Raw genomic sequence first — 15,698 nt, 5'->3', positions numbered from 1 at the left:
AAAGGAAAGAGCCTTGTTCTGCGCGATTACTTCGCTGGGATTCATCTTGTGGATAAGCATTGTGATCCACCAACCTCTTGATATAAACAAAGGAATCGGGATAATTATAGACTGGTTATTCTAACTAGCGAATCCTACTCGATCTGAAATAAAGTAAACTGATGAGGACTTACTTGCAATTACAGTTTCTTCATTGATCGTGGTTCAAGAACAGATAGACAAGAATCAGCTATCTTTCTTTACTTTGCGGGTTGAGCCTCTTCAATCTTTTCACACCTAAATAATTCTGCACAAAAACAATAGCTTCAAGCCGCGAAAATCAAGAGGCGAGCGCTTCATACTATATAAAGCGCTCGCGTTTCCTTAATGGAAGTTATACTTTATCGCTTTCATCTATTTAGAGAACGATCATTGACTGTCGAAATAGTCGTAAGAAGAATGAGTACCAAAGCGAATGAGAACGCTCCGAGCCACATCGCACCGGTTACATAGGTCGTATCGACTGCCAAACCGCCTATTAAAGCTCCCAGGCTGACAGACAACTGATAAATACCTACATAGACTGGCGTAATAGCTTCAACAGCATTCCGAGCAGTTGAAAGAACCAATAGCTGCAAACCCAAAGGAGCCATTCCCCAGGCGATCGCCCAAATAATAAAAGCAATGATTGAAATAACAATGTTATCACCAAACAGTGAAATGCCCAATAATGAAATAAGGGAACAAACTACTGTTAAAACTATCAATCCCTTGAGACTTCTTCCGGCTATGAAACCAGCGGCGAAATTGCTTATGAAGGAAACAATCCCATAGACTAGCAGTATCGCACTGAGTAGATTCGGGCCCATTCCTGTAACTTTCTGAAAAAAGGGTGTTATATACGTGTAGGCTGCAAATTGACCACCCACAAAGAAAATCGCAATAACAAAGACCGCTCTTACTTTCTTCATTTTTAACAGCTCCAAATAATCTTTTCCACGAACCCCCTGTTCCATCGGAATTCTCGGAAGCAGTAGGAGCTGAATGATAAAAACAGCAATCGCAAGTATGCAACCAAGAGTGAAAGCGATTCTCAAATCAAAATGTGAGGCTATGAAAGACGCTAAAGGAACACTTAAGACCGTGCCAATCCCAAATCCTCCAAGGACAATCGAAATTGCTTTTGCTACCTTCTCTTGCGGAACTAATTTTGCTTGAGCAGGCAAAGACACAGCCCAAAATCCTCCAACGCTTATTCCAAGAATGATTCGCGCAATGACTAGCACAAAGAAATGGGTTGTAATCATCGAAAGTGCACCAGATACAATAAGCAGCAAGGACAGCCCGAGAAACACCACCCGCCGATCCAGACGTCCGATAGTTATCGTAGCAATCGGACCCGCTATGGCCGCCAGTATAGAAGTGGATGTCACTGTAATTCCGGCAGTACCCTCCGATACATCAAAGCTTCGGCTAATTTCAAAAAGTAGACCAACTGGCAAAAACTCTGTAAGAGAAATTGAGAATGCACCTAATGCAATTGCAGTAATAGCAAACCATGGATTCTTATTCGTAATACTCAATGTCAAACATCTCCCTCACAGTTTTGCATGTATGAATCCGAGGCATAAAAGAGAACATCCACAATTCGAATGGCGTCAGCCATTGTTAATCCATTGGTAAGGAGGTTCTACGGCGAAACTCGATAGCCAATGGCATACTGGCATATGGTGTTCCACTTCAGTTTTATATTTTTCACTTTCTCAATGAGAGCGAACGGAAAGGCCCGCCATTTAAAAATTTGCCTCCACGCGGTCATAGGATCCATATGCGGCATCACTTGCCGTACATGGATTTCCGTGATTCAATATTGTACCTACCTGTCGGTACAGAACCGACAAAAAAAATGAACCCCGAGCATTCAGGTACCCCTTCCTTTTTGAGCATAGTTTTCGTAGTATTGTACCTACCATTTGGTACAAACTAATCGTAACAAAAAGAGTTCTCATGCGCAATAGAAAAAACGGAAGCTCCCAAGCTCAAGAAAGCCGATATTGCGCGCGAATAATCGCAATGGCGTTCGTAAGATAGGTAACTTCTTTTTGACTTTTCATTAATAAAATGGCGCCTTCGATCATAGATACGATGGCTCGCGCATGCTGTTTGGCATCGATATCCGACGTCAGATGTCCCAGTGCTTTCAGCTCGTTCAGCGCGCCTTCGATCGACGAAACCCACCTGTCGAATATATAATGGACTTTTAGTCGAAACGTCTCGTCGTGTTCGCTCATCTCGACGGCGAGGTTCCCTACGGGACAACCCGATTTATTTTCTTCGTCCGTATGGATGGTTAATGTCCTGTCGAGCATTTTATTTAATTTCGCGATAGGATCAAGATCGGCTGCGAATATGCCCTCGAACACATCCCTGTCCCATTCCTTGACCAGATCATCGACGACGGCCAGGCCGAGGTCGCGCTTGGACGCAAAGTAGTGATAAAACTGGCCTTTTCCGATGTGAGCCTCTTCCAAAATATCGCTTATCGACGTAGCCTGGTAGCCCTTATAATAAATGATCTTTCTGCATATCGTAATAATGTCTTGGAGTTTCGACATCTCGACACACCCTTTATGATTTCTTTTGTTCGAGCTGAGTATCCGCCTACCCGATTGGACGGTGACAGATGAATTTTATCACAGTTTGTATGGAAAGAATAATTCGACGGAGGAAGGCAATCAAGTTCTTATCCATGTATGGGTCCAACTGGCGGATGATTCTTCATCTCCATAAAGTAAATCACAACCCAGCGCAAAGATGCATAATGAAAAGTAGGCTCTTCTTGCCCTCTTTATGCGCGTCGCACATATACCGCATGGATTTCATTAGCTCCTTGTTGTAGGCACTGGTATTAAAAAAATTGTGCAGCAGCGGCTTGCAAACACCTAAAGAAGGTAATAGTAATTCTGCATAACGATGAACCGATGTCAGCCTTTGGCGCGTTGAATCTCGACTGCTTTCATAAACTGCCAGGCGTATAATGTAGAGGCGCCAAGATAACGGGCTTTACCCGCCTTCATCACATCGTTCAGGGCATCAAGCGTTTTCCTCAAGAGGCGTGTCATAATCAAAACGGCCGATTTCATAAACATCGATATAATCCGTTCCCAATCTCCTCAGGCTATCGTTGATTTTCGTTTGCTCAGCAAGAATAAGAGATGCGGAATGGGTGTATGGGCAATGGACAACAAGTGTCCGAAGATGACGAGAAGAACAAAACGAGCGAGCCCTGTCTTTCTGTCCGGGCTCGCTCGTTATCGTATTTTTGGAATGCCCTGATATCTTCTGCAAAGTAAAGATGTCTCTGCCATTCGTCCAATAAGGTCGTTATCCTGAAAATGCACAAACCAGGATTCGCCCCCGGCGCTAAACCCGCTTCCAGCTCCGTCGTAATGAACAACAAAGTACAGTATCCGATAAGGTATTTTCCACGCAGATGCACATGAAAAAAGCCGCGGTATACGCGGCCTTCGGTGGAACTAGTAGTTATATGGGTTTAATGCGAATTTTATTGAACGTTACGCTTTGGGGGAGCCGTTTTTTTGGAGATAAAGTTCTCCCGATTTGTACGGGCTGCTGGTTTTAGAACGGTCGAAGGTTTGAAGACTAAGACGGAATACTCCTCGCCACTTGTAGTTGTGCCATTATGTTGTTTCACTACAGTTGTCATGACGCTGCTCCTCCTCTCATCTTCATCGTATATTTTACCATATGGCTCATCAGCTTGTCCATGTGAGCGATGAGCGGCAGATTCAGCGAGCTGTTGTAGAAACGCCGGCGGGTCTCTTCCGTTAATTGATCGCTCTGCGGAAGCAGGATGACGAATCCGAGACGAAAATATGCGCCTTGATTGCGGACCAGCCCTACCGCCTTCATATCCGTGCTGCGCGCCTTATCTGCTGGAATCGGCTCTAATACATGGGTTTCGGAAAAGCCGGTTAAGACCCAGTCTACAATTTCCGCATCTTCTGGTTTTAGAATCATCTGCCGGCCAAGCCTGATCATGACAACCTCGCCATTCTCGTCCTGTGTTAGGAAACAATGCCGGATGTCACGGTAATCCATAGTCGGAAAACTCTTCGATATACTTCTTCCAATTTCCTTCATTAAATCATCAAGCGCAATTTGGACCTGCTCATCCGAAACGCCAGGATGATCAATTAATTCGATTGTAGAGGCAATTTCCTCGGAATAGGATGTCACGAGAAGATCATCTTGCCGGCTTTGGTGCTCTGCCGATTTCGTTGAACCCTTCCATCTATGTACCCCCAGGAAAAACAACTGAATACATCCTTGCAGGAGGTAAAGATAGAGCAGCAGACAAGCACCTGCATAGAGCCCTTTAATAAAGTCAGGGGATTTTTCACTTGGAAGCCATTCTACTGCGAAGAGGTGGAGAGGGTAACTAACCCAGGATACGATTGTTTTCAGCTCACCAATCATGGCTCCGACGACCATCACAAGGATCGAGATCATCAGGGACCCGATAAAGGATTGTAATTTGCGCTTGATATCCATATGCTCCTCCTCGTTGATCTACCACTCTCTATTTTAAAGGAAATGGTAAAATCATCAACTGTTCAGGAGAACTTCTACCGTTTTTTTCTTTTCGCCGGGGGAATAGGTTTACTCGGTTTGAACGACATAATTTCTGCCGATGATCGACTGGTCAATTCTACCACCTCATGCCGGGTAATCACTGGTTTTGTTCTGCTGCTTTTCTTCTTAAGAAACAAAGGATCCACCGCCTATACTTGAATATAATCCAGTATGGCCGAGATCCTCTTAAGGTATTCGCTTATGAAATTACAGCTGCCGATAATGTATGTCGTATTCTATCGCTGGTTAGTCGTTCATCAGACTCTTTTATAAATAATCTGCTGATCAGCAGTATAGCCAATAATCCAAGTACAGAGATTATCAAACTTTGCTCGTATAATTAGAGCAAATTAAATTATAGGTTTTTAAAACTAGGATTACCTCTGACCATAGGAAATACGTTAGTACTCGTTTTTGTAAAAGCTTCAGTCGTGTTGGTATTGAACTATCGTGTCCCGTTAGCGCAACGACTTACTCTGTTGAATTTCGTGTTCCTCAACATAAAGCGGCATCAGAGAAGGCGAATCGTACCTTATCGCGGCCTTTAAACGACAAAATGGTGCCGATAGCCATAGCCCCATAGCTGCATCGAAATAATGAGCCTAATCCGACAGTGCTCGCATAATGGTGGATTTCGCCTCTGCCGTAATCGCTTCATTCCCGTCATCGACCGCTTGCATCAAGATCAGTACGGGGATGTATACCGCGATCAGCCGCGCCAGCAGCTTCGTTTCCTCGTCCGCTCCTCCGTAAGTTTCGAAAAACATGCCGCGAGCGTAAGGTGGTAAAAAGCTGTAAGCAACGCTCAAATCGCAAGCCGGATGGCCTACGCTCAGATCGCCCCAATCAATGATGCCGGAAACGATCCCCTTCTCATTCACAAGCATATTTTTGAAATGAAGATCGCCATGTAGTAGTGCATTCACCGCCTCGACACGGTCCGTTTGCAGCCTGCTAATATACGCTTCGATCACACCGGACTCCTCCGGCGACAAATATTCAACCACCTTCGATAGAAAGCCCTTTAATTTCACTTTGCGCGATGCTATGTCCGTCAAGCTTCGATGATCTTGCTGAACTCCGCACTTCAGCGCCGCCTGCACCGGAAAGTCATGCAATCTCCGCAGAAATTTCGCCAGCGTCTCTGCCGATAAAGCCCGGCGTTCTTCCGTCAAACCAATGGGGAAATCTCCTGGCATGTAGGCATAGCCAAGAAATGGTGCCGGGTATTCGTCACTTGCTTCGCCATAAAACAACGGTTTCGGATAGGGGATGGTCATATATGCCTCCAGCTTCGGCAGCAGCTTCCCTTCCATACGAATCGAGCCAACTGCAATCGTTCTTCTTGGAAACCGGAACACGTACTCGTCACCGATGAGAAAAACCGTATTGTCCCAGCCCCAGCCCAATCGCTTCACTTGCTTCGATGACAGTTGAGGGAATTGTCTGCCGATCAGCGTCCGCGCCTGCTCTTCGTTAACCTCCCACTCCGCATCCCATACATTCGTTCCTCCCATGAAATGTCTGCCTCCTCGTTCCTTACTTTATTTGACGTTTACATTTGCTGGAAGTTACGCATAACCGCCCGTTAGTTCAATGAGAAACGGAAGTCGATTCGTGAGGCCGGCTTCCGTTGCGTCTCCATTCAATCGTACCCGTTGGTTCAATGACGACTTGAAATATCTACTTTCTCAATTTGAATCTTGATCTTCTTGAAGGTACGGAAAGAAAGAAGTGAAAACAGTAAACTTGCAATAAAAGAAACTAGAGCTATTATATATTTCCCTAGCAGTGAATAAAAAAACAGTGCATATATACCACCTGCAGTGAAGATAAACACAGATAGGATTGACATAAACTTTTGAGATATTAAATAATAAAAAATTAGCTTTTTCAAGTTATTTTACACCCTGACATTTTAAAATAAATATTATATAAGTCGTCATACTTCATTAGGCACCATTTTCTCAATTTGAGCATGTCGACGTTGAACTATCGTACCCGTTAGTTGAATGTTCTGTAAGATATTTCTTTGCCATTTCCATGTCCTGTGTTTGTAGAACAATTCCATCTTCTTTATTGAGTATGAGATAAGTAGGGAATTTCTTAATACCCAAAGCATGCGCCCATTTTTTAAATATATCTTGGTCAATACCCATTAGTTGTAATTGAAATCCATTTTGCAAATCTAGTGATGAATTCTGAAAACGATTAAGTTCATCCCCTATTTTCCCAACATCTACTTGGTAACAAAACACCTGAAGGGCATAAGCATAGTTCAATTCCTTTTCAGGCATTAAGTTCTGAACCACTTCATCTTTACTTGGATTACATCCAACAAGTAATAAACAAGTGCCAAATAAAATCAATATTACAAAATATTTTTTAAGCATTTAAACACCTCCGTAACCTCACAACTATTACCAATTGTTAGACGTGGGTTTGCCGAATTACTTGCATTATCCTGCCCGTTACTTCAATGGAAAACGGCAGCCGATCGTCAGCCGGCTGCCGTTGCTTCTCCATTCAGCTATCGTTCCCCGTTAGGAGTTCAACAAGCAGTTAAACTACCTACTAATAAAGTGAAATTTCCCAATCTTCGAACTCTGGCTCAATAATATAACTACTGTCAACATAACTTCTAATATACTGTGCAGCTCTCCTTTCTGCATATTTAGCATTTAGAACCGTTCCATTGTCGTCCATCTCTATCAAATTTGCAAAGATCGCATATGCTCTCTCTAATGCGCTTGGCTCTTCAAATATACAAGAATAATCAATACCTTCGAGTAATGGGAATCCCACAGTACCGTTTGCTATCCAATAGGAAAATTTTCGCAGCGCTTCACTGAAAGAATGGCTTAACTTTTGCATCTTAGCTCCTCCGATCAAAAAATGAATCATGGACCGATGTTGTCTCATTTTAACACATATTGGAACTGAACTGCCCGTTAGTTCAGCGCCGCCAGTAAGAGTCAAATACTTTATTTTCACTGAATACATGTAGCGTTTCCCGTTAAATAGGATTCCTAGGAATGACAAAATCCCTTCTGCCAGTCGGCAGAAGGGGATTTTGTATGAATGGTGCTCATGACCATATTTGTCATTTCGCATCGTGCATGATGGATCGGCAAGCGCTCCTGACCACTAAACGCCGGCATGCACGTCACTTAGCCAAATAGGTCCCTTCCTGATACGTTAGCGTGTATACGATGCCGTCATCGGTCAACAGGGCCGACGCGATTCGGTCCTTCACAAGCCAGATATTGGCGCCTTCGGCCGTCACCTTATATAGACCCCAGTCGAGGCCTTCAGTTACGTAGTAGATGCCCGCAGCACCGATATAGAACGAGTTAACGGCGCGGTCGCTCAGCTTGACTTCTTTGCCTCCAGCAAGATCGTAACGGTATAGCATGCCTGCTCCGTTCGCGGTATTCCCGCCTGCAGGGTTCAACGTATAATAGAAGCTTCCGTTAAACAGCTGTACCTGATACATGGTCCGCCCAACGAGCGTCTTTTCGCCGGCGCCGTTCAGATCGGTCGATTTCAAATACCCGGTGTCGTCCTCCACATAATAAATTCGGTTGTTTTTCAACCAGAACTCTTTCGCCGGACCGCTCAGCTTCGTTTGCTTCATGTCCGCAAGATGGATTTTGTACACGGCCGACTTGCTGTCGTCGCCTTGCACACTCCCGTTAAAGCCGAGCGTATAGAGGTATCCGTCCTGAACATACATGGTGCTGTTGGAGCCGTACCCGGCGGAAGCAGCGGTGACCGACACATGGACGCCATATGTAAACCCGGGCTGCCCCACCGCCGACTCCTTCCCTGTTTTAAGGTCGATCTGCGTCAAATTGTCACTGCCAGAGTTGAACATCGGAGTGAAATCCGAATAGTACAACTGATTCCCGGACCTCACATATTGAATAAACTCCTTGGCCTTGGTTATAGGCTTCAATACACCTTGATTGAGCTTGTACAACGACTCGCTGCCCATGATGTAATCTCCTCTGTGCAGCACGACATACAATTCTCCCTCGATCATCCGAATATCCGAAACTGAGCCGTCGCCAGGTTTCCAATCGGTAATAACGCCGACGGTCCGGGTCGTGCGATCCGCGAGACGGTAGGCATCCAATTGCTCCTTGCTGCCCACCGAAGTCACGTAATACAGCTCATCCCCGATCACCTTCGCTGAATTCAGGTTCGGGTTGCCTTGCAGCGGTATCCGGACTTCCTTGCCATTGGCCGTTCGCCTGTACAGCGTCTGCACGCCGCCTTTATCCGTATAGCTCATCCTGTAGGAGTAAACGGTATCGCCCGATGCGGCAATCAAATAATCCGTCTTCGCTTCCTCGACAAGCTGCCGGGGATCGGCCAGCCTGTCCTTGAGCTGATCCTTGAACGTCAGCGTCTGCGGCGCCTTCAGATCAATCTGCTCGTCGCCGATCAGAAGGAGTCCGTCCAGCCAATCGATATGCTTACCCAATGCGTTCGCTGCCTCGCGGAGCGGAAGGACGATGCGTCCGTCCACCTTCTGCGGGGCCGTCTCGATGGCCTGCGGCACCTTGTCCACAAGCATCGTTTTGCTGCCAACGGTGAACGTGATCGTTTTATGCAGCGCGTAATTGTTCAGCAAGACCTCATCCGGCTTTTGCTGCTGCCAATTCGCTTCCCAATAGCTCTTGCCGTTCTCGGACTGCGTCGCCAGATCGCTCATCATACGAATCGGAACCAGCACGCGTCCATCCCGCTGTACGATTTGATAATCGGCCAGCCAATCCGTCATTTTTCCGTTGACGTAGAGCTTATGCTTGAACTGGTACGGAACGACAACAAGCCGGTCGAAAGCTTCATTAAGCGGCTTCTTGCTCCCCATATCAACAGTGACCGCAGGCGCGGCGGTTACTTGTGCGACGTCCCCCTCAGGTAAAGCAGCAGCTGATAATGCCGTCACCGATAGTACGCCCCACGCGAGTCCGATACTGCCGACCGCGGCCAACATTCTACTTTTCATAACCCATTCTCCCTCTCCCGTCTACGGATGTCTTCCTTATATATCCATTAACGAGGTATAAGTCCCAATTGTTGCGAAAAGGATTTGCTGGGATTGGTTGTAGACCAAGTTCTCTTACCCATATTGAAGTTTCCTGTTAGTTAAGCCGTTTTACGACTTTCATGACTCCTCTATCCATCCACCAACAGGCTCAAGTACATATGAACAGAATGTCTTGTAACTCCGCAGACGAACCAAGCGAGCTCATACATTTGCTAAAATGACTGGTCATGATTGGATCATGTGTTTATAATTCTTCAATTTGATATTTAGTTTTGACTGCCCATCTGTTTTGGCTTGAAATTGTCCTATGTAGCACAGATCAATGTCACTATGTTTTGTAGCTTTTTCCCTTGCAAAAGAGCCGAGTTGTTAATTAAGTTTTTAATATCGTCTGGAATCACTTATATCACCCTCTTATTGGAACTTATTCCATTTACTCGTTGCATATCTTACCCGTTAACGTAATGAAGCCACCGATCGTGCTGGCAGCTTCATCAAAGATGTTTATTGTGCTATCTCGTGCTACTTTTTCTCCAATATTTCTACCGTCCAACCGACATTTGTATATCTGCGATTAACAACAGTGCGCGTCAATGTCAAATTATCCGGTATATAGGTTAGTTTTTCTGCACGCAGCTGAAACCATCTCGCTGTCTCTGTCGCACTCTCTAATAAAAGCCAACCGCTTTTCCAATCCGCTACATTGGATTGAGAGCCCCCGATAGCACCTCTGGGAGAGAGTGTATATATTTTGCCTGTACTATCTTTTAATTGCCAACTATTATTGACCTCATTTAACATTTTGCCGGTGACGTGAAGGGTACCTTCAGAGGTGGCCGTGTTTTTATCCGGCGAAGACTCAATCGTAAAATCTATTAATGTGATAGTATCACCGTGTGATTGAAAAATAACTGGCTTCAACTTAAGTTTCGAAGGCTGAAAAGTGACCGAAGTTCCATCCATCTCAGCTACTGAATAGCCGTCAAATATGAATCGATATGGTTCATTCTGTGGTAAATATTTAAAAGTATAACTCCAATGCATTTGTCCCGGTTTATCACCTGGTATAAAGCTTTGCGACATCAAACTTTCTAGGTGGGGCACCTTTCTTGTATTTACGCTGTGAATCTCATTTCCATTCCTATCTTCGAAATGAAATGAAAGAGCCTGTTTCTGCCATAACTCCTTCGGGGACCGGCGTAATGCCTCAACGCTAAGTTCCGTATCGAGTTCGATTCGAACACCTTGTACCATTCTCGTCAATTGCTTTAATCGAATAGTCATTCCATCGGGTGAGGTATAGGTACCAGTTAGCGGCAAGACGCGCGTATTTTTCTTAGCTTCCTTCAAATCTAGCTTGAATTGAAAACTCCAATCCCCCTGTAGGGATGGGATTTGTCGTATCTCATTACCTAACTGTTTGATATGCGCTTCGATAGTGATTACATCGGTCTTTAATGGTTCTGGAAAATAGGCCACCATGTAATAAAAATCATTTGTCACTCCTTGATCAAACATGTTACCGATGATATGGCCTTGTTCGTCTTTAATAACAATTTCATTTGGTTTTGCTAACACAAGCCGATTGCGATCAAGTTTGCCGTGTGAATCGACTAGCTGCAGTGCCATTATGACGCGAGTTGGATCAGCAACGGCTTCATTGACTTTGATGGTGTATCCCTGAGCTGAAACTTTAACATGAGGATTCTGTATCAATCCTAATTCCTGGGCATTTAGCAATCCTATATCCACGTTTCCTTTCGAGAACAATGATCGCACTGCCTCGGCAAAGGATGGAACAGTGTAGAACGCTGCAGAAGCGAATAAGATAAGCAAGCTGGCAACAAATGCGGCAAGACGCCAAAATTTAACCTTGCTTGTATGCTTGTTTCTGCGCCGAACAATAGAAGGGAATTCGGGCAACATCGCTAATGTATGGTCAATTCGATTTAGAACCAGTTCAGGAAGTTCTATTGGCTCATTCTCCTTCAGAAACTTCAGCTCTTTATCCAAATTAGTACTCATAGCCTGCGCTCCTTTCTTCTGCCGGCACTCGCAGCATTTCGGCTAGAAGATACCTCGCTCTATGTAGACGTGATTTGACTGTCCCTAGCGATAGATCCAAACAATCGGCAATTATTTTTACAGGCATATCCTCGAAATAAAACAATGTAATAACAAGCCGCAGGGAGTCCTCCAACTGGTTGATAGCATCTTTCAGAATTATGCGGTCTACCGCCTTAGTCTCTGCTACATCGGACGTAGTATGATTATTCGTGCTAGCTGCAATGGAGCGTTTTTGTTTTCTTAAAATGCTGTTACATTCGTTAATCAAAATTCGTATCAACCAAGTTTTGAAAAAAACAGGGCTATTAAGGGATCCAATTGAACCGTATGCTTTTAGAATCGTTTCCTGTATCGCATCTGCACAGTCTTCTTCGCCCTTAACTATTGAACGTGCAACCCGGTATAGGCTTATTTCGGAATCTTTTATAAGCTTTATAAAGGCATTCCTGTCGCCATTCCGTGCGCGCATGACAATCTCTTCTATATCCACATCTGCTAGCCTCCCAATCCTGTTTGCTAGTATCCAAGTATTAGATGTTCGAAAGGCATTAGTGGTTCACGGTTGCAAGATATAAACCAAATGATTATTGTCCCAGATGACGTACCATTACAAATCACATACGAGAACTTGTCTAGCCGTTACTTCAATGAAAAAGAGGAGCTCGCTGCCGCGGCAACTGCTCCAAGTTCCCTTGAACTATCGTGTCCCATTTGGCTTACTTAGTTCCCAGTTAAAACAAGAAATCTTAGCGGGATTCCAATAATTACCGATATATTTGAATAAGGTCAGGGGCAGATCATTCAGTAGCGCTAACCAAAAATAAAGATATCAAAACGAAAAGTTCAATCGCGTGATAGCGGAGACAAATCAAATTCAATCTCCTTGTAACTTCACGGTGACGCCGAGGTCCGAAAGATAGTTCGTCGGATTAAATACAGGCGTGGTAATCCGGATCGCATCGTTTCGGTTGACGTCGGAGAACGAGAGCTCATACTTATATTCGCTGCCTCGGATCCGAATGGGCGGACTGACTCTCGGCAGCGGATTTCCATGGCTATCATAGACCCAGATGTCATTCATTTGCTCCTCGAGATGTTCGCCCGTCACTTCGAAAACGAGCGTTAACGTCTGCTTCTCCCATTGTTGATCGACGACGATGACGGAGCCCACATCCCCTTGCGCCAGCGTAATTGGCTTGCCCTTCCAATCCCCTTTGACGCTCCGTGTGGAATACGCCGTACTAATATAAGGCATGATCGTGATTTCCTTCGGGTTCGTTTCGAAAGGCTCGAAGAAATACGCATATTCCGCGCTATCCTTCGATGAACCGGCCGCATAGTAGGCGTTAGAGTCGGTAATGCTCAAGACATGGCCTTGCTCATCGCTCACTTTGAACTTCAGTATAGTTGCTTCGTTAAGGTCCGCATGTTGAAGGCGAAAGGTCAATTTGGTCGCGATAGGATAAAGCGAAAGCGCGCGATAATTAAGGTTCATTCCGTTCCACGTGCCGACCTTCGGAATGGACGCGGTCCGATAACCGCCTCGACGCACGACCGGCAGCTTCGTGTAGACGGTTTCATCTTCATGAGAGATCAGCTCAAGCTGAAACTTGTCCGGCAGCGGGTCCGTCGCGCGAATGCTAATCGTTCCCGCGTAGGTTCCGTCTTCCAACTTCATAGCGGGGGCGCTCCCGCTGTAGCTCAATCTTTTCCCATTTACTGCATAGACTACATCGTTTATAAAAGCATACGGATCCTTGTCACTGGCCGGCGCGATCCAACCCAGGAGAATCGATGAACCGTCATAAAGACTTTCCGTGAATGTAATTTGATTATCGCCGACTCGAACCTGACGATCGACATGGGTGGACAATTCGAGCTGGCTTCCTCTCTTCGCCCCGGCGTCTCCGACCAATTCAAATACGGACCCGATAAAAGGCAGGGATCTCATCGCTTCGGCAAACGCCGGAGATATTGAGGTTATACCGATCGTAATGGCTATGGCAGCGGCTGCCACTATTGGACCGATGATCCGTTTCGACGGGGGCCTGCGAGTTTGCTTGAGCTCGTTCAAGGTTTGTTGAATCCGTTGATCGACCGATTCAGGCAGTGAACGATTCACGTGTTCACTCATTTGTCGCTCCCATTTTTCCATGCGTACCCCTCCTGTCCTTCCCAAATACGGCGTGCTTGTTCGCGTGCGCGGCGCAACCAGGTTTTGATGGTATTCTCGGGTTTCCGATACAAGTCGGCCATATCTTTCACCGAGATGTCATGGATGTAATAAAGCTCGAGAAGGCGCCTTTCCTCATCCGGCAATGTGCCTAACAACTGGTCTAGTTCGACTTGTTCATAGCCGTTCTCGTGCGCGGAAGGAAGCGCCGAGCGGTCTAGCTCGATCACGTTTTTATGCTGCCGGTGAATCTGGTTGCATTCGTTGATCAGAATACGCAGCAGCCACGTTTTGAAATAGGCCGCTTCGCGCAGCGTCCGGATCTTCTCGAACGACCTCATAATCGTTTCTTGGATGGCGTCCTCGCAATCCACATCCCTTGTTAGGATTGTTTTCGCCACTTGGTACATAACAACTTTATTCGCTTGAATCAGGCGCTCAAAGGCTTGCCTATTGCCCTTTTGTGCTCGTTTCACTTCCTTTGTTACGTCCACTGCGTCTCCCTCCTTCCTCCCAGACGTAAGTTAGATGCACGGCGACACAGTTAGGTTTCACGACGTGAAAAGTAGCGTTAATATGTCCGCTAGTTAAGTAAAGCCAGCCGACTCGGTCTCCATACTATAGGACCCCTTCGAACTTTTGATTCATAGTTTATCAATAATCTCGAACTGAGTATATTCTCCAGAGTCAAAGCGAAGGAGAACTTAATTTATATTATAAAAGTACCGATAAATGGAAGTGAGGACATACTTTGAAAGTGAGGAACAGATATATGAGTAAGATGAAAAACTTGAGGTTAATTACAAGCGGATTTGTCGCTGGATCACTGCTTTTTAGCGGAGTTTCTTATGCCGCAAATAACGCTGTGAATCTCAAAGCTTTCTTTGGCGTGAAGCTCATTCAGAATGGTATAGATAAGACTCCAGGAGATAACAAGCCTTTTATTGTAAATGGCACTACTTACGTTCCACTTCGGACTGCGGCTGAACTAACTGGAGCGGAGGTTACCTGGGATGGGAAAAATAGTGCTGTAGTGATCGGCAAAAAAATTGAGGGAGATCCACTACCATCTCCGTCTAAAGTACAAAAAGTTGATGATGTTGAATTCACCATTGCGGAAAATAAGTTGATGACCATAAATAAAAAATCTTATGGTAACAAAGGACAAATACTTCACACCGATTCCTATGGTAACGGCAGCGTAACGGTTTCATACGATTTAAATGCTCAGTATAGTGCGCTTAACCTAGCTATTGGGGTGGACGATATAACGGAGCCGGATGAAACAACACGAACAATCTCATTTAAAGATCAAGACGGAAACTTACTCAAACAGATTACGATCGGCAAAGGAAGTATTCAAGAAGGCCTTGAAGTAAATGTAAAAGGTGTTGTCCGTCTCAACATTGAAATTACCGACCTAGATATCTACGATGTTTATGTAGATCTAATTAACCCAATATTAAAGAAATAGAGTTGTAAGTCTATCTTTTGGGTGAAGACAAGCGACCGTGAGACCACTTTAATCAAAAAACTTTGAAGTAACCAGGGCTATTTTTCTGCTTTTAACAAATAAGTATTAGACTAAACTCCATAATAATGAAAGGCAGTCTTAAGACCTGGAAAATAAAGTCTGATATGCTCCCCATACGGTGGACAGGTAAAATAATAAAACCTGTTTTGCCGAGGGGAGCTTTTCTATGTCGAGAGGAAAATTTAACGCGTATGAGAAATTAACGATTCTCGAAGATGTTTCGAACGGGA

Annotated in this window: 13 protein-coding genes and 1 pseudogene; 1 reads left to right on the top strand and 13 read right to left on the bottom strand. The window is 45.0% G+C overall.

Annotated features, from left to right (window positions below):
• Positions 1 to 389: 389 nt before the first annotated feature.
• The 13 genes and pseudogenes from AC50YL_RS35935 to AC50YL_RS35875 form a co-directional block, all read right to left on the bottom strand.
• On the bottom strand, positions 390 to 1,562 hold the full coding sequence (locus AC50YL_RS35935; protein ID WP_494838220.1) for an MFS transporter: 1,173 nt from the start codon (positions 1,560 to 1,562) through the stop codon (positions 390 to 392).
• 456 nt (positions 1,563 to 2,018) lie between these two features.
• Complete coding sequence (locus tag AC50YL_RS35930; RefSeq protein ID WP_494838218.1) at positions 2,019 to 2,594, bottom strand: TetR/AcrR family transcriptional regulator; 576 nt, start codon at positions 2,592 to 2,594, stop codon at positions 2,019 to 2,021.
• Between the two features lie 369 nt (positions 2,595 to 2,963).
• A complete protein-coding gene (locus AC50YL_RS35925) occupies positions 2,964 to 3,128 on the bottom strand; it encodes a hypothetical protein (RefSeq protein WP_494838216.1) in 165 nt (54 codons plus the stop codon).
• A gap of 574 nt (positions 3,129 to 3,702) precedes the next feature.
• On the bottom strand, positions 3,703 to 4,554 hold the full coding sequence (locus AC50YL_RS35920; RefSeq protein ID WP_494838214.1) for a hypothetical protein: 852 nt from the start codon (positions 4,552 to 4,554) through the stop codon (positions 3,703 to 3,705).
• A gap of 683 nt (positions 4,555 to 5,237) precedes the next feature.
• Positions 5,238 to 6,152: a phosphotransferase gene (locus AC50YL_RS35915; protein WP_494838212.1), complete on the bottom strand. Its 915-nt coding sequence runs from the start codon at positions 6,150 to 6,152 to the stop codon at positions 5,238 to 5,240.
• 450 nt (positions 6,153 to 6,602) lie between these two features.
• Positions 6,603 to 7,028: a hypothetical protein gene (locus tag AC50YL_RS35910; RefSeq protein ID WP_494838211.1), complete on the bottom strand. Its 426-nt coding sequence runs from the start codon at positions 7,026 to 7,028 to the stop codon at positions 6,603 to 6,605.
• Positions 7,029 to 7,209: 181 nt separating this feature from the next.
• Positions 7,210 to 7,638 carry a DUF7677 family protein gene (locus AC50YL_RS35905; protein WP_494838210.1) on the bottom strand — a complete coding sequence of 143 codons (429 nt, stop codon included), beginning with the start codon at positions 7,636 to 7,638 and terminating at the stop codon, positions 7,210 to 7,212.
• 163 nt (positions 7,639 to 7,801) lie between these two features.
• Complete coding sequence (locus AC50YL_RS35900; RefSeq protein ID WP_494838209.1) at positions 7,802 to 9,652, bottom strand: DUF5050 domain-containing protein; 1,851 nt, start codon at positions 9,650 to 9,652, stop codon at positions 7,802 to 7,804.
• Positions 9,653 to 9,919: 267 nt separating this feature from the next.
• Positions 9,920 to 10,048: pseudogene (locus AC50YL_RS35895) on the bottom strand (hypothetical protein); the annotation flags it as partial.
• 168 nt (positions 10,049 to 10,216) lie between these two features.
• Entirely contained in the window at positions 10,217 to 11,719 is a 1,503-nt protein-coding gene (locus tag AC50YL_RS35890) for a DUF4179 domain-containing protein (RefSeq protein WP_494838208.1), read from the bottom strand.
• Positions 11,709 to 12,251 (bottom strand): sigma-70 family RNA polymerase sigma factor, encoded by a 543-nt coding sequence (locus tag AC50YL_RS35885; RefSeq protein WP_494838207.1) that lies wholly within the window; start codon positions 12,249 to 12,251, stop codon positions 11,709 to 11,711. Before AC50YL_RS35885 ends, AC50YL_RS35890 begins: the two co-directional genes overlap by 11 nt.
• Before the next feature lie 384 nt (positions 12,252 to 12,635).
• Positions 12,636 to 13,916: a DUF4179 domain-containing protein gene (locus tag AC50YL_RS35880; protein WP_494838206.1), complete on the bottom strand. Its 1,281-nt coding sequence runs from the start codon at positions 13,914 to 13,916 to the stop codon at positions 12,636 to 12,638.
• A complete protein-coding gene (locus AC50YL_RS35875; protein ID WP_494838205.1) occupies positions 13,892 to 14,428 on the bottom strand; it encodes a sigma-70 family RNA polymerase sigma factor in 537 nt (178 codons plus the stop codon). Before AC50YL_RS35875 ends, AC50YL_RS35880 begins: the two co-directional genes overlap by 25 nt.
• 278 nt (positions 14,429 to 14,706) lie before the next feature.
• On the opposite strand from AC50YL_RS35875, the gene AC50YL_RS35870 reads away from it, so the two are divergent.
• Positions 14,707 to 15,408 carry a stalk domain-containing protein gene (locus AC50YL_RS35870; protein ID WP_494838203.1) on the top strand — a complete coding sequence of 234 codons (702 nt, stop codon included), beginning with the start codon at positions 14,707 to 14,709 and terminating at the stop codon, positions 15,406 to 15,408.
• Positions 15,409 to 15,698: the final 290 nt, after the last annotated feature.

Source organism: Paenibacillus sp. J22P277, from assembly GCF_059383675.1.
The sequence above is the reverse complement of the archived record's forward strand: the minus strand, read 5'-3'. Positions and strand labels throughout refer to the sequence as shown.